The sequence below is a fragment of the Nocardioides proteolyticus genome (assembly GCF_051280635.3).
GTDB lineage: Bacteria > Actinomycetota > Actinomycetes > Propionibacteriales > Nocardioidaceae > Nocardioides.
This window is the reverse complement of the sequence record NZ_JBNBPO030000008.1, coordinates 53,368-74,691: the sequence shown is the minus strand read 5'-3', so window position 1 is coordinate 74,691 and position 21,324 is coordinate 53,368. Positions and strand designations below refer to the sequence as shown.

Sequence of the window (21,324 nt, the reverse complement as noted above, 5' to 3'; positions counted from 1 at the left end):
CCCGGACCACCACACCACCCAACGACTCGGGGACGACCTCGGGCGGCTCGGCCATGCCGGCTGCCCGACCTCACGAAGCTAAGGAGAAGCACATGTCCCGGAAGACCCACGTCAGGCTCGGTGCCCTGGTGGCATCCCTGGCGCTTGCGACGGCGGCCTGCTCGTCGTCGGACGGCGCGCTCGACGGTTCCGGTACCACCGAGGCCTCCGCCGTCGAGGCGGCCAAGGCGGCGGTGGAGGAGTACAAGAAGCCGCCGACGAAGATCGGGATCAGCGAGCCGCTGAACGAAGCTCCCAAGCCCGGCCTGCTGGTCAACATCTCGTGCGCGGACAGCAACTGCGTCAACACCGCCGAGGGCGCGAAGGCGGCGGCCGCGGCTGCCGGATGGGACTACGAGGAGATCCCCTTCGACAACACCGACCCCGCCACGCTCCTGAAGGGCCTCGAGGAGGCGCTGGAGATGAACCCCAAGCCGGACGGCGTCACCTTCACCGGTGTGGACCGCTCGCAGTGGGAGCAGATCATCCCCAAGTACGAGGCGGCCGGCATCAAGATCATTCCCGGACACATCGGTGACACCGAGCTGGGAGAGACGGTCATCGCGAGCATCGCCCGCGACGAGAACGGTGAGCAGGGCAAGATGCTCGCTGACTGGGCCGTGGCTGACTCCAACGGGGAGGCCAACGTCCTGGTGATGAACGTCCCGGCGTTCCCCGTGCTCAAGAAGTTCTCCGAGGGCTTCGACAAGCAGATCGCCGACACTTGCCCCGGTTGCAAGGTGACCCACCTCGACGCCGCGATCACCGACGTCGCCTCCGGCGCCATCCCCGGGCAGATCGTCTCGATGATCCAGCAGGACCCGGAGATCGACTACGTCATCAGCTCGGTCGGTGACTTCGCCGTCGGCATCGACAGCGCGCTGAAGTCCGCGGGGCTCGCCGACAAGGTGAAGCTCGCCGGGGAGGCGGCCGGCGCACCCCAGCGGGCCGGCATCAAGAACGGCACCGAGGAAGCCTGGACCGCCCTGTGCTTCCAGTACAACGGCTGGCAGATCGTCGACACGCTTCTGCGCGACCAGCAGGGCATGGAGCACAGCGAGACAGCCGGCTTGATGCCCAAGCAGCTGCTCGACAAGTCCAACATCGGCGAGAACCCGGAGCAGGCCTGGTGCGAGCCGGCCGACTACGCCGAGCAGTTCAAGGCCCTGTGGCTCGTGAAATGAGCCAGGCTCCTGCACACCCCGTCCGGCGTGCAGCCACTGGCGAGGCGGGGCTCCGGCCCCGCCTCGCGGTGGAGGGCATCGTCAAGAAGTTCTCCGGCACGCGCGTTCTGGACGACGTCTCGTTCGAGATCCTGCCCGGCGAGGTGCATGCCCTCCTCGGCCACAACGGTTCTGGCAAGTCCACGCTGATCAAGATCCTCGCGAACTACTACACGCCCGACGGCGGCGCGGTCACCGTTGATGGCCAGTCGCTCAGCTTCAGCGGCCCCGGCGACTCCGCGCGTCTGGGCCTACGGTTCGTCCACCAGGACTTGGGGCTCGTGGACACCTGCTCGGTCCTCGACAGCATGTTCCTCGGTCGGTCCTTCCCGACGCGCTTCGGCGTGATCAGCTGGTCCAAGGCTCGTGAGTCGGCCCGCCGCTCGCTGTCCCGCGTCGGCCTTCAGCACCTCGACCTGGACTCCTCGATCGAGGAGCTGACGCCCTCGCAGAAGACCGGCGTCGCCATCGCCCGGGCGCTGAACTCAGACGCCTCCGCGGCAGATGACTCGGCGGCGGTCCTCGTGCTCGACGAGCCGACAGCGACCCTGCCGGCGGCTGAGGTGGAGAACCTGCTCCGTATCGTCGACCAGGTTGCCGCGGCTGGCACCGCCGTGCTGTACGTCACCCACCGCCTCGACGAGGTCTTCCAGATCGCCGACCGGCTGACCGTGTTGCGCGACGGCGTCAACGTGGCCACTCGGCCGGTCGCTGAGATGACCAAGGACGACCTCATCGTCACGATGGTCGGCTACTCCATCGAGAAGGCCGAGCGCACCGACGCCGCACGCGAGCGATTGCCCGAGCTGCTGCGAGTCGAGGGAGTCCGCGCCGGAGCGGTGCGGGATGCGACCTTTACGCTGCACGAGGGTGAGATCCTCGGTCTTGCCGGTCTGACCGGCTCGGGCCGCGAGGAGGCGCTCGGTCTCATCTTCGGTGCCCACCAGCGCGAGCGCGGCAAGGTGGTGCTCAGCGGGACCGAGTTGCGCGCCAATGACCCGGCCGCCTCCATCGGTCGAGGCATCGCCTACCTGCCGGCCGAGCGCAAGACGCACGGCTCGATCTTGACCCTCACTGCCTCCGACAACTGCTCGGTGACCGACGTACGCCGCTTCTTCAAGCGCGGACTGCTGCGGCGTTCACTGGAGGAGAAGGAGGTGTCTACCTGGTTCGAGCGCCTGCAGGTCAAGCCCGCCGGCGCCCAGTCGCTCGCCTTCGGGGCGCTCAGTGGCGGCAACCAACAGAAGGTGCTGTTCGCCAAGTGGTTGCGCTGCCGACCGTCCGTTCTGCTGTTCGACGAGCCGACCCAGGGAGTCGACGTCGGCGCGCAGCGCGAGCTCCACGAGCTGATCCGTGAGGTCGCGGGCGAAGGGACAGGGGCCGTGGTGAGCTCCTCCGACCTCGCCGAGCTCGAGACCATCTGTGACCGGGTGCTCGTCTTCCGGAACGGCGAGGTCGTGGCCGAGCTGACCGGCGACCAGATCCAGGAGCACGAGATTGCCCAGTGGTGCCTTGGGCGCGACCTCCACGTCCCTGAGCACGTCTCCCACATCTCCGAAGAACTCACGAAGGACGCGTCATGAGTGACAAGCGCCGCATCTCCTTGGGCCTGGACCGCTACAGCGGTCTGTGGATCTGGGCCGCCCTGATCGTTCTGTTCGGGATCCTGCGCCCGGACACCTTCCTGACCTCGACGACGCTCCACTCGGTCGCGGCTCAGCAGGCCATCGTCGCCGTGCTTGCCCTCGGCCTGGTGATTCCGCTCGCGACGGGCGTGTTCGACCTCTCGATCGGGGCGAACGTCGGGTTCGCGGCCGTCTTCGTGACGCTCCTGCAGTCCGACCACGGGCTGGGCATGTGGCCCGCCATCGCACTGACGGTCCTTGTCTCAGCGCTGATCGGCGCCTTCAACGGGTTCGTGGTCGTCGTCCTCAAGGTCGACTCGTTCATCGCGACCCTGGGGTCGTCCTCGATCGTGATCGCCGTGCAGACGATCGTGACGCGACTGCAGCAGCCGGTTCCGCCGCCGGACGCCGGGTGGCGCAGCCTGACCCAGACGGAGTTCTTCGGCTTCCAGATCATCGTCGTGTACATGATCGCCCTGGGCCTGATCCTGTGGTGGGTGCTGGAGTACACCCCATTCGGTCGCTACGTCTACGCCACAGGCGGCAACAGGGAGGCGGCCCGTCTCTCCGGAGTGAGGGTCGACCGGCTGATCTTCATCTCGCTGGTCACCTCTGCGGTCATCGGCTCGTTGGCGGGAATCCTCTACGCCTCCCGCACCGCGCCCTCGCTCACCTTCGGCAACACGCTCCTGCTGCCGGCCTTCGCCGCCGCGTTCCTCGGCACCACCCAGCTCAAGCCGGGCAAGTTCAACGTGTGGGGCACGATCATCGCCATCTACGCCCTCGCGACGGGCATCAAGGGTCTCCAGCTGATCAACAACCAGCGTTGGCTCGACGACATGTTCAACGGCGTCGCCCTGATCGGCGCCGTCGCCCTCGCCGGCGCACGGCTGCGCGCGGCTCAGCACGAGCGCCGGATCAAGGCGGTCGAGGTCGATTCCGGCGGCGGAGGCAACGACACAGAGGCCGGCGCCCTCGCAGGAACGCGGAGCTGAGGAGACCATGTCGAAGATCGACCGCAGCACGACGCCCCGGCGATCACCCGAAGACGCACACCAGTCCCGCGACCTCGCGGGACGGGTGGTCATCGTGACGGGCGCAGCGCAGGGCATGGGTCTTGCGACCGCCCGTCGCTGCGCCGACGCCGGTGCTCACGTCGTGGTGGCCGACCTGGACGAGACCCGGGCGAGCGAAGCCGCCGCGTCGCTGTCGACGCCCTCCGTGGGCGTCGCCGTGGACGTGCAGGACGAGGAGCAGGTGGAGGCGATGGTCGCCCGCACCCTCGAGCAGTTCGGTCGGCTCGACGGCGCCGTCAACAACGCGGCTCGTCCGCCAGACAGCCGTCTTCTCAGCGAGCTGGACCTCGCCGAGTGGCAGTCGGTGCTCGCCATCGACCTGACCGGGATGGCGCTGTGCCTCAAGCACGAGCTGCGCGCCCTCCTGGAGCAGGGCGACGGCGGGTCGCTGGTCAACATCGCCTCCGTGAGCTCCTTCCGGCCGCAAGAGACCAATGCCGCGTACGTCGCCGCCAAGCACGGCGTGCTCGGGTTGACGAAGGTCGCCGCGCTCGAGAACGCGCCACACGGCATCCGCGTGAACGCCGTGGCGCCAGGGGCCATCGACACCCCCATGCTCCGCGGTGCGCTGGAGGGCTCGGGGCTCACCGAGCCCGAGGTGGCGGGCGCCTTCACGGGCTTCTCCCGGTTCGGCCGCCCCGAGGAGGTGGCCGAGGCAAGCGTCTGGCTGCTCGGTCCGGCGGCGTCGTACGTCACCGGTGCGACTCTGGCCGTGGACGGTGGGTTCACCGCTCGCTGAGCCTGATCGGCCTCCGCCTGAGGCACTCCGGCCCGCACCGTCCTTCGCGAGGAACGGGGCGGGCCCCTCGACTGTCCGGCCTCGAGGCGTCATCCGCAAAGGCGGCAGGACGGGCCGGAGGGGGATCGGGTCACTGATCCGGAAGCGCTGACCTCGGGGAATCGCACTCCGTGACCAGGTAGCTCTGCGTGCCGGACCTGTCGAAGAGGCGCTCCTCGTCCGCGGTGATCTCGGCCTGCACGGCGTCCGACATGAGGTGCGCGACCGAGGCGTCGAAATCCTCCTGCGTAGCGAACCAGAGCTCGGTGATGACGTCGTACCCGTCCACGGCGTCCGGCACGCCTGGTGCGGGCTCGAGGAAGCGCCGCACATAGCGTGCCGCCCGGGGGACGTGTTTCTCCCCGAGGCGGGCGTGGTGGCGCTCGTAATACTGGCGGAACTCCTCGACCGCCATGCCCGGTCGTCGCCGCAGCAGGAACACCCAGCGAATCACGACGGTGCTCAGACCGCCCTGACGGCGCAGGTCTTGACGCGCTGGTAGAAGTGCAGCGCCTCCAGGCCCTGCTCCTTGTGAGCCGAGCCCGAGAGCTTGTAGCCGCCGAACGGGTGGTGGACGTCCCAACCGGAGGTCGGGAGGTTCACCGCGGCCTGGCCGGTGCGCACGCGGTCCAGGAAGACTTCCGAGGAGCCGATGTCGCGGGTGAAGAGTGCGGCGGACAGACCGTACTCCGAGGCGTTGGTCAGCTCGATGGCTTGCTCGAGACCGGCCACGGGCATGACGGCGACGACCGGGCCGAAGACCTCCTGCGTCCAGATGCTCATGTCGGGCGTGACGTCTGCGACGACGGTCGGCCGCACGAAGCAGCCGTCCTGCGGCAACCCCGCGATGTCCACCGCTCCGGCCAACACCCGGGCGCCCTCCGTCTCCGCCCGCGCGACGTGGTCATCGATCTCCCGGCGGTGGCCGGGGTTGATGACGGGGCAGAGAGTGGTGCCCTCGGCGCTCCCGGCGCCAGGGACGAGTACGCCTGCGCGCGCCACGAGGCGCTCGAGGAGCGCGTCGTGCACGGAGGCTTCGACCAGGACTCGGCTGGTCGCCGTGCAGCGCTGCCCCGCCTGGGCGAAGCCGGCGGCGGCGATCGTGTCCGCAGCCAGGTCCAGATCGGCGTCGGCCAGAACGATGGAGGCGTTCTTGCCGCCCATCTCGGTCTGGACCCGAAGGTTGCGTCCCGCGAGCGAGCGCTGGAGGTCCAGGCCCACGTCGGTGGATCCGGTGAAGGTGACGGCGTCGATCTCGTCGGACTCGATCAACGCGTCCGCGATCCTGCCCGCCCGGCCGGTGACGGCCGTGACCGCTCGGGCAGGGACGCCCGCGTCGACGAGCGCGCGCACCAGCTCGAGCGCGATCACCGGCGTGTCGCTGGCCGGCTTGAGCACCACGGCGTTGCCGGCGAACAGCGCAGGCGCGAGCTTGCGAGCCGGGGTGAGCAGGGGGTCGTTCCACGGCGTGATGACCAGCACCACTCCTACCGGCTCACGTCGCACGCTCGTGGTGGTGCGCTCGCGGGCATCGTGGATCAGCTCGCCGTACGGCAGGCGAGCCAGGCCGGCGTAGAACTCGAAGAACTCTGCTGACTTCGCGACCTCGACCGTCGCCTCGGCCGTCGTCTTGCCGTTCTCCCGCGTCAGCAGGGCGGTGAGCTCGGGCGCCCGCTCCCGCAGCAGGGCGGCCGCGCGGAAGAGCACGGTCGAGCGGGTCAGGGCGCCGGTCGCCGCCCACTCCTCCGCACCCTCGCGCGCGGACTTGTACGCGCCACGAACGGTGTCGGCCGAGAGGCTCGGCACCTGCGCGATGACGGTGTCCCAGGCGGCCGGGTCGCGGACGTCGAGCCAATCGTCCTCGGCGGCGCCGGTCCACTCGCCGCCAACGAGGGCCTGGTAGCGGGGAGGGACGAGGTCGGTGGATCGGGTCACGGGGTGGCTCCCATCGCGGTCCAGGCGCCGGCGAGGTCGCCGGTGCGCAGGTGGGTGATCAAGGTGGTCAGTCGCCCGGTCTCCAGGGCGACCGGGTTGGTGGGTCTGGGGTACTCCTCCACGACGCGGACGGCGAGCTGCTCCGGCTCCTCGGCCGCCGAGCCGAAACCGAGGAGGTCGGTCGGCAGTCCCGCGTCAGCGGAGAGCTGCGCGACGCGCGTCGCGAGGAGGCGCAGGTCGGCCGCCTCGTCCTGCAGCACCTCAGCGGCGAGACGCGCACCGCGGTCGGCATCCATGGTCTGGTTGTAGGCCAGGCAGTAGGGGAGTGCGAGAGAGCAGCCGACGCCGTGCGCCAGGCCGTGGCGGGCAGCGAGCACGTAGCTCATGCTGTGGCCGAGGACGACGCCCGCGTTGAGGGAGACCCCGGCGAGGAACGAGGCGTAGAGCAGGTCGCCGCGCGCCTCCAGGTCGCCCTCGAGCGCCGGACGGAGCCGATCGAAGACGATGCGGGACGCCCGCACCGAGAACTGCCAGGTCAGGTCGTTGCTGGTCGTCGACATGGCGGACTCGAGCGCGTGCGACAGCGCGTCGAGGGCGGTGCTGGCCACCACGGGTGCCGGGAGGCCGGCGACCAGGTGGGCGTCCAGCACGGCGACGTCGGGGACGAACTGGGCGCTCAGCACCGCGCGCTTGGCACCGCCGACCGCGAACATGGCGACGCGTGTCGCCTCCGCTCCGGTGCCGACCGTGGTGGGGACCAGGGCAAGGAACGGGAAGTCTGGGATGGCGGCGATGGGACCGCGGAGGTCGTCCGGCTCGACGTCGCCGCCGACGGCGTGGGCGACGAGCTTGGTGACATCGAGCGCGCTGCCGCCGCCGAGCCCCACGAACGCCACCGCGCCTGCGGCGCGGGCTGCTGCGACGGCTCGCTTGACCACGAGGTCGTCAGGCTCGCCCGCGATCTCGGCGAAGACGACGACGTCGTAGCCGCTGTCCTCGAGGCTGGTGACGACGGCCGCGTCCAGGCCCAGGTCGTGGACGACCGCATCGGCGATGACCATGACTGCGCCTCGGGGGACGCGGTCCGCGGTCAGGAGGTCACCGAGGCGGCTTGCTGCACCGGGGGCGGCGACCACCCGGCGAGGGAAGAGGAATTCATCGATCCTGATCATGCGTGCTCCCGTCGTCGTGGGCGCGGGATTGTGTGACCCACGTCGCAGATGATAGTTATTCCTCATAACAAATTGCAAGGAGCGTGGCAGATGAAGCAGTTCGACCTCGTCGTGGTGGGCGCTGGGATCGTCGGGCTCGCCGTTGCCCGGGAGTGGTCGGTGCGCCACCCCGGAGCGAGCATCCTCGTGGTCGAGGGGGAGTCGGACGTGGCGGCCCACCAGACCAGCCACAACTCCGGCGTCATCCACAGCGGGGTGTACTACGAGCCCGGCTCGCTGAAGGCGCGCCTCTGCGTCGAGGGATCCAGGCTGATGTACGACTACGTCGCCGAGCACGGGATCCCGTTCGAGCGGTGCGGCAAGCTGATCGTCGCGCTGGAGGAGCGCGAGCTTCCCCGGCTCGAGGAGCTGGAGCGTCGCGGGCAGGCCAACGAGGTCCTGGGCCTCCGACGCGTCGACGCGGGGGAGATCCGCGAGATCGAGCCGCGCGCCACGGGGCTGGCGGCCCTCCACTCCCCGGGCACGGGCATCGTCGACTACGCCGAGGTCGCTCGCGCCATCCGCCGGGAGCTGGAGGCCCAGGGCGTGGAGTTCCGGTTCGACACCTGGGTGACCGCGGTGCGCCCGTTCGGCGACGCCTGCCGGGTCGAGCTCCCCGGCGGGGAGGAGGTGTCCGCGCGGCGCGCCATCACCTGTGCCGGGCTGTGGTCTGACCGACTCGCTCGCTCGTCCGGGGCGGCCGAGGATCCGCGCATCGTGCCGTTCCGCGGGGGGTACCTGGCCCTGAGGCAGAGCGAGGAGCCCGTGGTTCGGGGGATGATCTATCCGGTGCCGGACCCGACCCTCCCCTTCCTGGGCGTGCACATCACGCGGCACATCGACGGGTCGGTCTCCCTCGGTCCTACGGCGATGATGGTGGGCGCGCGCGATGGCTACTCGGTCACCCGAGTGCGCCGCCGCGACGTCTGGGAGACCGCCACCTGGCCCGGGAGCTGGCGTCTCGCGCGGCGCTTCTGGCGCACGGGTGTGCAGGAGATGGCGATGGCGGCCAGTCGCAAGGCATTCGTCCGTCAGGCTGCGCGGTACGCGCCCGGGCTCAGTGTCGAGGACCTCGACGGAACCGTCCACGCCGGCGTCCGGGCGCAGGCCCTCGGTCGCGACGGCTCGCTCGTCGACGACTTCGCGCTGTCGACCGACGGCTCTGTCACCCACGTTCGGAACGCGCCCTCGCCGGCAGCCACGGCGGCGTTCGCCATCGCCCGCGAGCTGGTCGACCGCGTCCTCGTGGTGGGTTGAACGACGTCAGAGGCGCCACTCGACGGGCTTGCGCCCCTGGTCGGGGGACCGGCTGAGGTAGGTGTCGCGCACCTCGTGGATGTGGTCGGCCATCAGCTTGCGCGCCTTGGTGGCGCGCCCGTCCACGATGGCGACCGCGATGTCCTCGTGCGAGTGGCTCAGCATCGACCGCTCGGAGACGGGGTCGACGGAGCGGAGCACGTTCTCCACGACGATGTGGGTGACCGACTGGGTGACCAGGGTCAGGACCCGGTTGCCGCTCAGCTGCGCGATGACCGCGTGGAAGTTGTTGAAGTCCGTGAAGAGCTCGTCGGACTGGTGGGCGTCCGGGTCGTAGTCGATGAACGGCGCGAAGATCTGCCGCTTGGCCTTCCGGTCCGGCTGCTGGGCCACCAGCTCGGCCAGGGAGGGCTCGAGGATCGCCCAGGTCTGGAACAGCTCGGCGTGGGTCGCGCCGCTGAGGTGGAAGTAGAGCGAGGAGGTCCTCGCCAGGTAGCCGGAGTTGAGCGGCGCCACGAAGGGCCCACCGCCGGGGCCGCGCTTGATGTCGATGATGCCCTGGATCTCCAGCAGCCGGAGCGCCTCGCGCAGGGACTCCCGGCTGACGGCGTACCGGTCGAGCATCTCGGGCTCCGTCGGCAGCTTCTGGCCCACCTGCACCCTGCCGTCGATGATGTCGTCGACGATCCGCGACGCGGTGACCTCGGCCGCCTTCGGCTCGCGGGTCCGCGCGCCCGACTCCGACGCCGAGCGGAACCCGCGGGGGGCGTAGATGATGGGCAGGCCGTGCACTGCGTCGTTCTCGCCGAGTGGGGGGACGTCAGGGATCAGCTCTGCGCTCATGTCGGCTTTCTGGTCGAGGTCGCGGCGGGGCGGCCGCGGACGCGCTGCGCGCCGGGGCCCTGCGGACGGACAGGCCCTCACTCTGGCACCTCAGGCGGGGAGTGGCAATGAACGCGGCGCCATGGTCGTCGTGCGCCCGGAGTCGGCGATGGCGCCCATTCTCGTCGGTGCGTGCCGGGTGCGGACGCGCTCGCCGACGAGCCCTTGACCTAGTTCATCATGATGAATACGATTGCGGCGTGACGCAGACCACGTTTGGACAGCTCCCGCCGCAGGCTGCGGACCAGCGCCGCCCCCGGCCGCGCACCGGCCCCTTGACCGGCGTGCGGATCGCGGACTTCTGCTGGATGGGCGTGGGTGCCGTGGCGACGCGTCTGCTCGCCGACTTCGGGGCCGAGGTCATCAAGATCGAGAACCGCAAGCGCCTCGACACCCCCCGCCGGCTGCCCATCTACAAGGGCGAGGTGCGGTCGTACGGCGACGAGGACCCCAACCCCGACCCCGACAAGGGCGGGCTGTTCAACAACTACTCGCGCAACAAGCTCGGCGTCACCGTCGACATGGGCGACCCGCGTGGCCGGGAGCTGGTGCACGACCTGATCGAGCACTGCGGCATCGTCACCGAGAACTTCGCGCCGGGCGTCATGGAGCGCTGGAACCTGACCTACCCCGAGCTCCGCGAGATCCGCGAGGACGTCATCTTCGCGCGGATGAGCGGCTACGGGCACTCCGGCCCGCACGCCGAGTACCGCAGCTACGGGCCGGTCGTGCAGGCGGTCAGCGGACTGTCGTTCAACAGCGGCCTCCCGGGACGCGAGCCGTCCGGGTGGGGTCTGTCGTACATGGACAACCAGGCCGCGTACTACAACTCGGCCGGGCTGCTTCTCGCCATCTACCACCGGATGCTCACCGGGCAGGGGACCGAGGTCGACGTCTCGGCCGTCGAGGCCGGCATCGGCCTGCTGGGCGCCGACCTGCTGGACACGCTGGTCAACGACCGCCCGAGCCGGCGCGAGGACTTCCCGCGCGGCAACCGGCTTGAGCACCCCGAGTGCGCGCCGCACGGTGTCTACCCGGCAAGCGGCGAGGACGAGTGGGTGGCGATCGCGGTCTTCTCCGAGGAGGAGTGGAAGTCGCTGTGCGCGGTCATGGAGAACCCCTCCTGGGCCGATGACCCGCGCTTCGCGACGGCGGCGGGTCGGGTCGCCCACCAGGACGAGCTGGACGAGCACGTCGCCCGCTGGACGGCCGGGCGCGACAAGCACCAGACGATGCACGACCTGCAGACCGTCGGCGTGATCGCGGCCGCGGTCCAGAACTCCCGCGACCTCAGCGAGGTCGACGCGCAGATCGCCGCCCGGGGCACCTTCTTCGAGCTCGACCACCCGGTGATCGGGCCCGCCCTCTTCGAGGGCTTCCCCGCCCAGCTCTCCGTCTCCCAGCCCGACAACTGGCGCTCCGCGCCGTTGCTCGGTGAGGACAACGCCTACGTCTTCGGCGAGCTCCTCGGCCGCGACGCCGACACGCTTGCCCAGCTCTCCGAGGAAGGGGTCATCTGATGGGTGCCGCACAGGTGATCGCGGGGACCACCCCCGTCCAGCAGCTCACGGTCGTGGAGCTCGCGCAGAGCCCGGCGGGGGAGCAGACCGGGAAGCTCCTCGCCGACCTCGGCGCCGACGTGGTCAAGATCGAGCCGCCCGGCGGCGTCGCCAGCCGTCGTACCGGACCGTTCGTGGCCGGGCACGAGGACCCGGACCACAGCCTCGAGTTCTGGGCCTACAACTCCAGCAAGAGCAGCCGCGTCGTGGATGCGGCCTCGGCAGAGGAACGGGCGGCGTTCGCGCAGGTGCTCGCCGGCGCGGACGTCCTCATCCTCGAGGACCCCGAGTGGCTCGGAGCCCTCGGCTTCGACCTCGACGCGCTCCGCGCGGAGCGGCCCGACCTGGTGATCGTGTCGGTCACGCCGTTCGGCCTCACCGGACCGTGGAAGGACTACCGCACCAGCGACCTCGTCGCCCTCGCGGCCGGCGGCATGCTCAACAGCTGCGGGTACGACGACCACTCGATCCCGCCGATCCGGCCGGGCGGCAACCAGGGGTTCCAGCTGGGAGCCAGCTTCGCCTGGTGCGCCCTGCTCCTGGCCCTGATCGAGCGCCACCGCACGGGGCGGGGGCAGCTGGTCGACGTGTCGATCCACGAGGCCAACGCGGTGAGCGGCGAGCTCGCCAACCCGTACTGGTTCTACCCGAAGGCGTTGGTGAAGCGGCAGACCTGCCGGCACGCCCAGCCCGAGCCGACACAGCCGGCGCTGTTCGAGTGCGGCGACGGCAACTACGTGTACTTCGCGCTGATCCTGTCGGAGCAGAAGGCGTGGAACGCCCTGCTGTCCTGGATGAGCGACCTGGGGATGGCGGCGGACCTGACGGACCCCGCGTACCAGGACGTCGCCCACCGCCAGCAGGCCTTCGGCCACGTCCAGGAGCTGATCGAGGTCTTCTTCCTCATCCAGGACGCCGAGACCGTCTACCACGAGGGACAGCGCCGCGGCCTGCCCATCGGCCGCCTCAACGCCTTCGAGGACCTGGTGGACGACGAGCACCTGCGGGAGCGGGAGTTCTTCGTGGACATCGCCTCCCCCGAGGGGTCCACGCACCCCTACCCCGGGCTCCCCTACCGGTTCACCGCCTTCGAGACGACGCCCGGGGCGCCGCCCCGGCTCGACGAGGGCGCCGCCACGACCGAGGGCTCCGATGGCTGACCGCACCCCGGCCTGGGTCCCCGGTGCCACGGCGATCGCCGGCATCGGCGCCACCGACTTCTCCAAGCGCTCCGGCCGCTCGCCGCTCACCCTGGCGGTCCAGGCGACCCGTGCCGCCCTGGCCGACGCGGGCATCGACCCCCGCGAGGTCGACGGCGTCGTCCGCTGCGACATGGACCTGGTCTCCGCGCCCGCCCTCGCCGACTCCCTCGGCGCCCGCGACCTGACCTACTGGGGCGAGGCCGGTCCCGGCGGCTCCGGCCCGGCCGCGATGGTCGCGCAGGCGGCCGCGGCCGTCTCCGCGGGCCTGGCCTCGACGGTGGTCGTCTTCCGGTCCCTCAACGGCCGCTCCGGCAACAGGTACGGCCTCGTCGGGGAGAGGGGCGCCATCGGCGGCGAGGGCAGCTACGACGAGTTCTTCCTACCCTTCGGCATGCAGACGCCCGGCCAGTTCTTCGCGGTCGTCGCCCGGCGCTACGCCCACGAGCACGGCCTGCCGGTCGACAAGCTGTCCGAGGGCCTGGCGTCGATCGCCCTGGCCTGCCGGTCGCACGCCAACAACAACCCGGCGGCGCAGTTCCACGACCGGCCGATGACACGCGACGACTACTTCTCGTCGCGGATGCTCTCGGACCCACTGCGGCTCTTCGACTACTGCCTCGAGACCGACGGCGCGTGCGCCGTCGTCGTGACGTCCACCGAGCGGGCCCGCGACCTGGCGAGCGTGCCGGTGCCGATCGTGTCGGTCGCCCAGGGCACCGGTGCGGGCGTGCAGCCGGGTCTGATGTTCCCGGCGCTGCTCCGCCCCTCGATCACCACCTGGCCGTCGGCGGCCGCAGCCCGGACCCTCTTCGCCCGCGGCGGCGTGGCGCCCGCCGACATCGACGTCGCGCAGGTCTACGACTGCTTTACCATCACCACCCTGATCCAGCTCGAGGACTACGGGTTCGTCCCGCGCGGGGAGGCGGCGCGCCTCTCCGAGGAGCAGCTGAGCGTCGGCGGCCTGCTGCCGATCAACACCAGCGGCGGGCACCTGTCCGAGGCCTACATCCACGGCATGAACCACGTCGTCGAGGGGGTCCGGCAGATCCGCGGGACCTCCACCAACCAGGTGCCCGGCGCCGAGCTGTGCCTGGTGACCTCCGCGCCCCCGCCCGGAGCCAGCGCCCTGATCCTGGGGGTGGACCGATGAGCGGCGCGGAGACCACCACCGGCCGGGTGGTCCCGGTCGTCGACGACGTCGACACCGGCGAGTTCTTCGCCGCCGCGGCACGCGGCGAGCTGGCGATCCGGCACTGCGAGGCGTGCGGCACCGACCTGCACCTGCCGCGCGCCAGCTGCCCGCACTGCGGTGAGCTCGGCGACACGTGGCGGACCGTCGAGCCCCGGGGCACGCTCTACAGCTGGACCGTGGTGGAGCACCAGGTGCACCCGGCCCACCCCACGCCGTACACGGTCGTGCTGGTGGAGCTCGACGAGGCGCCCGGCGTCCGGCTCGTGGGGCACGTCGACGGACGGCCCGCACTGACCATCGGACAGCCCATGGCAGTCCGGTTCGAGGACGTCGAGGGAGTCCGGCTGCCCCAGTGGGTGCCGGCGACCGAGGAGGAGAGTGACCATGAGTGAGCGTCGCTGGGTCGACGACTCGTTGTTCGTCGACCCGTCGGAGACGGTGTCGCCCACGCTGGCCGGCGCCCGCTGCCCCGGCTGCGCCACGACCACGTTCCCCTACCAGGACGGATGTCCGCGGTGCGGCGGGGAGGCGATGGACCGGGTCGCGCTGCCGACGTCGGGCACCCTGTGGTCCTTCACGGTGCAGTACTTCCCGCCCAAGACGCCCTACCGCGGCTTCGAGCCCTTCCAGCCCTACGGCGTGGGGTACGTCGACCTCGGCGACGTCTGCGTCGAGGCGCGGCTGACCGTCGCCGACCCCGGTGCCCTCTCCCTCGGCATGCCGATGCAGCTCGTCGTGCTGCCGGCGTTCCCCGACGGCGAGGTCCGCGTGGACACCTTCGCCTTCGCTCCCCAGGAGGTCTCCGCATGAGCAGCGACGTCGCCATCGTCGGCATCGGCATCCACCCCTTCGGCCGTACCGAGGGCGTCAGCGGCCGCGCGCAGGGAGCCTTCGCGGCTCGTCAGGCGCTGGCGGACGCCGGCGTGCAGTGGTCCGACATCCAGTTCGCGTACGGCGGCAGCCACTCCGCCGGCGACGCCGACTCCCTCGTCTCCGACCTCGGCCTGACCGGGGCGCCGTTCATCAACGTGCACAACGGTTGCGGCACCGGTGGCTCGGCGCTGATCTCGGCACGCAGTGCCCTGATGTCGGGCCAGTACGACCTCGGCATGGTCGTCGGCTTCGACAAGCACCCGCGGGGTGCCTTCAACACCGACCCCGCCAGCCTCGGCATCGGGGACTGGTACGGCGAGACCGGGATGATGGTCACCACGCAGTTCTTCGCGCAGAAGATCGTGCGCTACATGGCCGAGCACGGCATCGGGCAGGAGACCCTCGCTGCCGTCGCGGAGAAGTCCTTCGCGCTGGGTGCCCTCAACCCCAACGCGTGGCGCCGCAAGCCGCTGAGCGCGCAGGAGATCCTCGACGCGCCGATGGTCAACCACCCGCTGACGCAGTACATGTTCTGCTCCCCGGGGGAGGGCGGGGTGGCGCTCGTGCTGGCCCGCGCCGAGGTCGCCCACCGCTACACCTCGACACCGGTCTACCTGCGCTCGGCCGAGTTCCGCTCGCGGCGGTTCGGGTCCTTCGAGGTGTTCAGCCCGTGGACGACGCCCGAGACGCTGTCGGGGCCGACCGCGGACGCCGCCGCCGCGGCCTTCGCGTCAGCCGGCATCGGTCCGGAGGACATCGACGTGGCGCAGATCCAGGACACCGAGACCGGCGCCGAGATCATGCACATGGCGGAGACCGGGCTGTGCGCGCACGGTGAGCAGGAGAAGCTGATCGCCGACGGCCAGACCCGCCCCGACGGACGGCTCCCGGTCAACACCGACGGGGGCGTGATCGCCAACGGCGAGCCGATCGGTGCCACGGGTCTGCGCCAGGTCTACGAGACCGTCCTGCAGCTGCGGGGCGACGCCGGCGCGCGCCAGGTCCCCGGCGGACCGAGGACCGGCTTCACGCACGTCTACGGGGCGCCCGGCATCAGCGCCTGCACCGTGCTCTCCCGCTGACATCCCGGGAGCCCAGGGCGCCGCTCCCACCCCCGACCCACCGACACCGCCGGCTGCACCGGCATCCGGCACACCGAAGGAGACAAGACATGACCTGGGGATTCGAGACCGACCCGGACTACCAGAAGGACCTGGAGTGGGCCGAGGAGCTCGTGCGCACCGAGGTCGAGGCCGTCGACCAGGTCGTGGAGCACGCGTGGGACGTCACCGACCCGGTGCGCAACGCGCTCATCCGGCCCCTGCAGGAGAAGGTGCGGGAGCGGCGGCTGTGGGCCTGCCACCTCGGTCCCGAGCTGGGCGGTCCCGGCTACGGCCAGCTGAAGCTCGCCCTGCTCAACGAGGTGCTGGGCCACACCCACTCCGGCCCGGTGGTCTTCGGGTGCCAGGCCCCGGACTCCGGCAACGCGGAGATCCTCGCGCACTACGGCACCGCGGAGCTCAAGGAGCGCTACCTGCGCCCCCTGATCGAGAACGAGATCGCCTCCTGCTACTCGATGACCGAGCCGCAGGGAGGGTCGGACCCCACGGCCTTCGTGACCCGGGCCGTGGACGACGGCGACAGCTGGGTGATCACCGGCGAGAAGTGGTTCTCCTCCCACGCCCGCTTCTCCAGCTTCTTCATCGTCATGGCGGTCACCGACCCCGACGCCGAGCGGCACAAGCGGGCGTCGATGTTCGTGGTGCCGGCCGACACCCCCGGCATCGAGATCGTCCGCAACGTCGCCGTCTACGGGCACGACGAGGTCGAGGGCACGCACGGCTACATCCGCTACCACGACGTGCGGATCCCCAAGGACCACATCCTCGGGGCGCGCGGCGAGGGCTTCGCCGTGGCGCAGACCCGTCTGGGCGGCGGCCGGATCCACCACGCCATGCGCACGGTCGGCCTGGTGCGGGAGTCGATCGACATGATGCTCGAGCGCGCGGTCTCGCGCCGCAGCGGCACCGGCACCCTCGCCGACCGCCAGCTGGTGCAGGCGATGATCGCCGACTCCTGGATCCAGTACCAGCAGTTCCGCCTGCTCGTCCTGCAGACCGCCTGGAAGATCGACAAGCTCCAGGACTACCGCAAGGTCATCGCCGACATCTCCGCGGTGAAGGCGGCCATGCCGAAGGTGCTCAGCGACGTGACGGGCCGCGCCATCCAGCTGCACGGCTCGCTGGGCATCTCCACCGAGCTGCCGCTCGGGACCTGGTCGGCGGAGGCGCACCACATGGCGCTGGCCGACGGCGCCACCGAGCTCCACCAGATGCAGGTCGCCAAGCAGCTGCTCAAGACGGCGGTGCCGGCGCCGGGGCTCTTCCCCACGCGGCACAAGCCGGCCCTGCGGGAGGCCGCCGAGCTCCAGCTCGCCACCCGGCTCGCGTCCGTCGACGACCTGGTGGGTGCCGAGTGACGTCCGCGACCGAGGCCGCCACCGAGACCGCGCCGGTACGTCCGGGCGAGGAGCTCGACTGGGCCCGCCTCGAGACCTTCCTCAGGGACACCGTGCCCGGTCTGGAGGGCGACTTCTCGGTCCTCCAGTTCCCGCGTGGCTCGGCCAACCTGACCTACCAGGTGACCATCGGCGAGACCCGCCTCGTCGTACGCCGTCCGCCGCTGGGCAAGGTGGCGCCGGGCGCGCACGACATGACGCGGGAGTACCGCGTGCTCTCCCGGCTCAACGCCGCCTACGACCGCGCTCCGCGTGCGCTGGCCCTCGGCGAGGACGACTCGGTCGTCGGCGCCCCGTTCCTGGTGACCGAGTACCGCTCCGGGGTCGTGGTGTGGGACCAGATCCCGGCGACGATGGCGCACCGACCGGACGCCGGGCGCGCGATCGGCCTCGCGGTGACCGATGCGCTCGCCGACCTGCACGACGTCGACCCGGTCGCGGTGGGGCTGGAGGGCCTGGGCCGCCCCGACGGCTACCTCGAGCGGCAGGTGCGCGGCTGGACCAGCCGCTGGGAGGCGGTCGCGGAGGACGGCAAGGAGGTCGTCGGCGAGGTCGGCGTCCGTTTGCTGGAGCTGATGCCGGACCGCGGCTCCGGATCGGTCATCCACAACGACTTCAAGATCGACAACTGCCAGTTCGCCCCGGCCGACCCCGACCGGGTGGTGTCCGTCTTCGACTGGGACATGGCGACGCTCGGCGACCCGCTGGCCGACCTCGGCACCCTGCTGAACTACTGGCCCGACACCGACGCGTCGGCCGCGATCGCCATCCCCGGCCTGGACCGGCTCGGCCTGCCCAGCAAGGACGAGGTCGTCGCCCGGTACGCCGAGCGGCGTGGCCTGGACCTGACCCGCGCGGACCTGCTCTGGTACGAGGCGCTCGGCTGCTGGAAGACCGCCGTGATCATGCAGCAGCTCTACATGCGCTGGGTCCGCGGCGAGTCCACCGATCCCCGCATGGCTGAGCGAGGCGGCCCCGTCGTGGCCCTCGCCACCCGTGCGCTCGAACTGCTGGGCACTGCCCGGCCCCACGGAAGGAAGAACTCATGAAGGTCGGTAAGCGACTGCGGAGCACGGTGTGCTCCACCAACGTCGTCGTGGTCCGCGCCGCCGACGTCGCCCTCAGCTGCGGCGGTGCGCCGGTCGTCGAGGAGCTCGAGGGGGAGCCCACCGGCGACGTCGCCCCCGGGTTCGACGGCGGCACCCTGCTGGGCAAGCGCTACGTGCACGAGTCGTCCGGCCTGGAGGTCATGTGCGTCCAGGCCGGGGCCGGCTCCCTGGCGGTGGACGGCACCGTGCTCGAGGTCAAGGCCGCCAAGTCCCTGCCCGCCTCGGACTGACCTGCCATGAGCATCATCATGCTGCTGACCATGGCGGTCGAGCTGGACCCCGACCGGGTCGCGGTGACCGCCGGCGAGGAGGAGCTGACCTACGGACAGCTGCTCGAGCGCTCGCGTGCGCTGGCCGCCGACCTGCGTGCCGGTGGGGCGGCCAACGTCGCGCTGCTCGACCTCAACACCGCCGCCTTCCCCGTCGCCCTCTTCGGCGCTGCGGCGGCCGGCGTCCCGCTCGCGCCGCTCAACTACCGCCTGGCCGACGACCGGCTGACCGCCGCCGTCGCCCGGCTCAGCCCGGTCGCGCTCTACCAGGGCTCCGGCGTCTCCAACCGGGTCGACGTCGGGCCGGCGGACTCGTTGTTGTCCACGGACGCCTTCCTGCGGAGCGCCGCCCGCGGGGCGGACACCGTTGGAGAGCTCGAGATGGCCGACCCGGAGTCACCCGCGGTGCTGCTCTTCACGAGCGGCACGACGGGAACCCCCAAGATCGCGATCCTGCGCCACCGCCACCTGTTCTCCTACGTCACCTCCACCGTGGAGTTCGGCCACGCCGGCCCGGAGGAGGCGATCATGGTCTCGGTGCCGAACTACCACATCGCGGGGATCAGCTCGGTGCTCGGCTCGGTCTTCGCCGGCCGGCGGATCGTCCAGCTGGCCAGCTTCAGCCCCGAGGCCTGGGTCGAGACGGCGGCGCGCGAGGGGGTCACCCACGCGATGGTGGTGCCGACCATGCTGGGTCGGATCCTCGACGTGCTGGAGGAGAAGGGCGAGAAGCTGCCCGCCCTGCGGCACCTGTCGTACGGCGGAGGCCGGATGCCCGTGCCGGTGGTCGAGCGTGCTGTCGGCATGCTGCCGCACGTCGACTTCGTCAACGCCTACGGCCTTACCGAGACCAGCTCCACGGTGACGATCCTCGGCCCGGACGACCATCGCGAGGCCATCGCCAGCCTCGACCCGGCGGTCCGGGCCCGGCTCGGCTCGGTCGGTCGTCCGGTACCGAGCATCGAGCTCGAGATCCGCGGCCACGACGGCAGCGTCCTCGGGGCCGGCGAGATCGGCGAGGTCTTCGTCCGGGGCGAGCAGGTGGCCGGCGAGTACACCTCGCACAGCGCGGTGGCCGACGACGGGTGGTACGCCACGCGCGACCAGGGCCACCTCGACGCCGACGGCTTCCTCTTCCTGCGGGGCCGCGCCGACGACATCATCGTCCGTGGGGGCGAGAACATCTCGCCCGAGGAGGTGGAGGACGTGCTGGTCAGCCACCCCGCCGTCGCGGCGGCCGCGGTCGTCGGCGTGCCCGACGTGGAGTGGGGGGAGCGGGTCGAGGCCGTGGTGGTCGTCGAGGACGGCGCCGCCGACCCGACCGCCGAGCTCTCCGGCTGGGTCCGGGAGCGACTCCGCTCGACCAGGGTCCCGGCAGCCATCCACCTGCGGCCCGAGCTGCCGTTCAACGAGACCGGGAAGCTCCTGCGGCGCGTGGTGCGCGAGGAGCTCGCGAAGGGAGTGGTCCTGTCGTGATCACCGCAGAGATCGCCGAGCTGGACGACGTACGCGCGGTGGCTGCGGAGTTCTTCGCCAGGCACCGGGTCTCGCTCGACGACGACGGGGCGCCGCGCTACGAGCGCGCGCTCTGGCGCCGTGCCTGCGAGGACCTCGGGGTCGCCGCCATCCTGGAGCCGGAGGCCGACGGGGGCCTCGCGGGCGGCGCCGCCATGCTGGCTGCGGTCCTCGTCGAGGCGGGCCGCTCGCTGAGCCCGCTCCCGCTGCTCAGCTCGGCCGTGCTCGCGCAGACCGCGCTGCGCCTGGTCGCCGACCCGGACGCGCGCAGCCGGCTCCTCGAGGGCCTGCTGTCCGGCGAGGTCGTCGCGACGATCGCGCCGTGGGAGGACTCGCTGGAGAGCATCACGGTCGACCAGGGCGACGGCGCGTGGCTGCTGTCGGGTGGCCTGGCCCGGGTCCTCGACGGCGCTGTCGCCGACGTGGTCCTGGTGCTCGCGCCGCTGGGCGACCGCGTCGCCCTCTTCGCCCTGGAGCCGGGAAACGACGCGCAGTCGCCCTCGTGGGTGCCCCAGCAGGGCGTCGACCTCACCCGGACCTTCGCCCGCACCGTGCTCGACCGCACGCCGGCGCAGCTGCTGGGGACCGCCGACCGGGCCGTCGTCGACGACCTCGCGCACTGGCGGACCCTGGCCCTGGTCAGCGACCAGCTCGGTGGTGCCGAGGCGTGCCTGGACTCCACGCTCGACCACCTGCGGACGCGCGTCCAGTTCGGCCGCGTCCTGGGCTCGTTCCAGGCGCTCAAGCACCAGTGCGCCGACCTCGCGCTCCTCGTCGACGACACCCGGTCGGCGCTCGCGCACCTGGTGTGGGCGCTGGACGAGTCGCCCGGCGACGTACCGTCGGCAGCGGCGATCGCCGCCATCACCGGCTCGGAGTCCTACCTCACGTGCGCCGAGGAGATGGTGCACCTGCACGGTGGCATCGGCTTCACCTGGGAGCACGATGCCCACCGCTACGTCCGGCGCGCGCTGACCGACCGCGACGCGTTCCACGACGTACGAGCAGCGCGCGAGGCGCTCCTCCTCGCCCGCGGGCTCTGACCCGACCTGCACGACCGC

20 protein-coding genes are annotated in these 21,324 nt (G+C 71.2%); 16 read left to right on the top strand and 4 right to left on the bottom strand.

Translation table 11 applies throughout. The features are described from left to right. The first annotated feature begins 92 nt into the window (after nucleotides 1-92). Genes ACPOLA_RS06720 through ACPOLA_RS06705 form a run of 4 tightly spaced genes read left to right on the top strand, consistent with a single transcriptional unit; the run spans nucleotide 93 to nucleotide 4,702 of the window. Nucleotides 93-1,223 carry a sugar ABC transporter substrate-binding protein gene (locus tag ACPOLA_RS06720; RefSeq protein ID WP_435769638.1) on the top strand — a complete coding sequence of 377 codons (1,131 nt, stop codon included), beginning with the start codon at nucleotides 93-95 and terminating at the stop codon, nucleotides 1,221-1,223. Continuing rightward, on the top strand, nucleotides 1,169-2,845 hold the full coding sequence (locus tag ACPOLA_RS06715; protein WP_435769637.1) for a sugar ABC transporter ATP-binding protein: 1,677 nt from the start codon (nucleotides 1,169-1,171) through the stop codon (nucleotides 2,843-2,845). Before ACPOLA_RS06720 ends, ACPOLA_RS06715 begins: the two co-directional genes overlap by 55 nt. Next, complete coding sequence (locus ACPOLA_RS06710) at nucleotides 2,842-3,882, top strand: ABC transporter permease (RefSeq protein ID WP_435769636.1); 1,041 nt, start codon at nucleotides 2,842-2,844, stop codon at nucleotides 3,880-3,882. The genes ACPOLA_RS06715 and ACPOLA_RS06710 overlap by 4 nt, the downstream gene beginning before the upstream one ends. Nucleotides 3,883-3,889: 7 nt before the next feature. Next, complete coding sequence (locus ACPOLA_RS06705) at nucleotides 3,890-4,702, top strand: SDR family NAD(P)-dependent oxidoreductase (protein WP_435769635.1); 813 nt, start codon at nucleotides 3,890-3,892, stop codon at nucleotides 4,700-4,702. Between the two features lie 130 nt (nucleotides 4,703-4,832). Here the strand turns inward: ACPOLA_RS06705 and ACPOLA_RS06700 are convergent, their stop codons facing one another. Genes ACPOLA_RS06700 through ACPOLA_RS06690 form a run of 3 tightly spaced genes read right to left on the bottom strand, consistent with a single transcriptional unit; the run spans nucleotide 4,833 to nucleotide 7,848 of the window. Then, complete coding sequence (locus tag ACPOLA_RS06700) at nucleotides 4,833-5,195, bottom strand: EthD domain-containing protein (RefSeq protein ID WP_435769634.1); 363 nt, start codon at nucleotides 5,193-5,195, stop codon at nucleotides 4,833-4,835. Nucleotides 5,196-5,203: 8 nt separating this feature from the next. Continuing rightward, complete coding sequence (locus ACPOLA_RS06695; RefSeq protein WP_435769633.1) at nucleotides 5,204-6,676, bottom strand: aldehyde dehydrogenase family protein; 1,473 nt, start codon at nucleotides 6,674-6,676, stop codon at nucleotides 5,204-5,206. After that, entirely contained in the window at nucleotides 6,673-7,848 is a 1,176-nt protein-coding gene (locus ACPOLA_RS06690; protein WP_435769632.1) for an iron-containing alcohol dehydrogenase, read from the bottom strand. Before ACPOLA_RS06690 ends, ACPOLA_RS06695 begins: the two co-directional genes overlap by 4 nt. A 90-nt stretch (nucleotides 7,849-7,938) precedes the next feature. On the opposite strand from ACPOLA_RS06690, the gene lhgO reads away from it, so the two are divergent. Continuing rightward, complete coding sequence (gene lhgO, locus ACPOLA_RS06685; RefSeq protein WP_435769631.1) at nucleotides 7,939-9,144, top strand: L-2-hydroxyglutarate oxidase; 1,206 nt, start codon at nucleotides 7,939-7,941, stop codon at nucleotides 9,142-9,144. A gap of 6 nt (nucleotides 9,145-9,150) precedes the next feature. Here the strand turns inward: lhgO and ACPOLA_RS06680 are convergent, their stop codons facing one another. Beyond that, nucleotides 9,151-9,987: a FadR/GntR family transcriptional regulator gene (locus ACPOLA_RS06680; RefSeq protein ID WP_435769630.1), complete on the bottom strand. Its 837-nt coding sequence runs from the start codon at nucleotides 9,985-9,987 to the stop codon at nucleotides 9,151-9,153. Between the two features lie 239 nt (nucleotides 9,988-10,226). Here ACPOLA_RS06680 and ACPOLA_RS06675 point away from each other — a divergent pair, with 239 nt between their 5' ends. The 11 genes from ACPOLA_RS06675 to ACPOLA_RS06625 all read left to right on the top strand — a co-directional run bounded on the left by ACPOLA_RS06675 (nucleotide 10,227) and on the right by ACPOLA_RS06625 (nucleotide 21,306). Further along, entirely contained in the window at nucleotides 10,227-11,546 is a 1,320-nt protein-coding gene (locus ACPOLA_RS06675) for a CaiB/BaiF CoA transferase family protein (protein ID WP_435769629.1), read from the top strand. Then, a complete protein-coding gene (locus ACPOLA_RS06670; RefSeq protein WP_435769628.1) occupies nucleotides 11,546-12,745 on the top strand; it encodes a CaiB/BaiF CoA transferase family protein in 1,200 nt (399 codons plus the stop codon). The genes ACPOLA_RS06675 and ACPOLA_RS06670 overlap by 1 nt, the downstream gene beginning before the upstream one ends. After that, nucleotides 12,738-13,937 carry a thiolase C-terminal domain-containing protein gene (locus ACPOLA_RS06665; protein ID WP_435769627.1) on the top strand — a complete coding sequence of 400 codons (1,200 nt, stop codon included), beginning with the start codon at nucleotides 12,738-12,740 and terminating at the stop codon, nucleotides 13,935-13,937. Before ACPOLA_RS06670 ends, ACPOLA_RS06665 begins: the two co-directional genes overlap by 8 nt. Further along, nucleotides 13,934-14,371, top strand: a complete 438-nt coding sequence (locus ACPOLA_RS06660; protein WP_435769626.1) for a Zn-ribbon domain-containing OB-fold protein — start codon at nucleotides 13,934-13,936, stop codon at nucleotides 14,369-14,371. The genes ACPOLA_RS06665 and ACPOLA_RS06660 overlap by 4 nt, the downstream gene beginning before the upstream one ends. Continuing rightward, entirely contained in the window at nucleotides 14,364-14,789 is a 426-nt protein-coding gene (locus ACPOLA_RS06655; protein ID WP_435769625.1) for a Zn-ribbon domain-containing OB-fold protein, read from the top strand. The genes ACPOLA_RS06660 and ACPOLA_RS06655 overlap by 8 nt, the downstream gene beginning before the upstream one ends. After that, nucleotides 14,786-15,934, top strand: coding sequence for a thiolase family protein (locus tag ACPOLA_RS06650; RefSeq protein WP_435769624.1), 1,149 nt, complete (start codon nucleotides 14,786-14,788; stop codon nucleotides 15,932-15,934). The genes ACPOLA_RS06655 and ACPOLA_RS06650 overlap by 4 nt, the downstream gene beginning before the upstream one ends. 89 nt (nucleotides 15,935-16,023) lie before the next feature. Next, on the top strand, nucleotides 16,024-17,331 hold the full coding sequence (locus tag ACPOLA_RS06645; protein WP_435769623.1) for an acyl-CoA dehydrogenase family protein: 1,308 nt from the start codon (nucleotides 16,024-16,026) through the stop codon (nucleotides 17,329-17,331). Next, a complete protein-coding gene (locus ACPOLA_RS06640) occupies nucleotides 17,328-18,419 on the top strand; it encodes a phosphotransferase family protein (protein ID WP_435769622.1) in 1,092 nt (363 codons plus the stop codon). Before ACPOLA_RS06645 ends, ACPOLA_RS06640 begins: the two co-directional genes overlap by 4 nt. Next, nucleotides 18,416-18,709, top strand: a complete 294-nt coding sequence (locus ACPOLA_RS06635; protein WP_435769621.1) for a hypothetical protein — start codon at nucleotides 18,416-18,418, stop codon at nucleotides 18,707-18,709. Before ACPOLA_RS06640 ends, ACPOLA_RS06635 begins: the two co-directional genes overlap by 4 nt. A 6-nt stretch (nucleotides 18,710-18,715) precedes the next feature. Further along, on the top strand, nucleotides 18,716-20,224 hold the full coding sequence (locus tag ACPOLA_RS06630; protein WP_435769620.1) for a class I adenylate-forming enzyme family protein: 1,509 nt from the start codon (nucleotides 18,716-18,718) through the stop codon (nucleotides 20,222-20,224). Then, on the top strand, nucleotides 20,221-21,306 hold the full coding sequence (locus ACPOLA_RS06625) for an acyl-CoA dehydrogenase family protein (RefSeq protein ID WP_435769619.1): 1,086 nt from the start codon (nucleotides 20,221-20,223) through the stop codon (nucleotides 21,304-21,306). The genes ACPOLA_RS06630 and ACPOLA_RS06625 overlap by 4 nt, the downstream gene beginning before the upstream one ends. The last annotated feature ends 18 nt before the right edge of the window (nucleotides 21,307-21,324 follow it).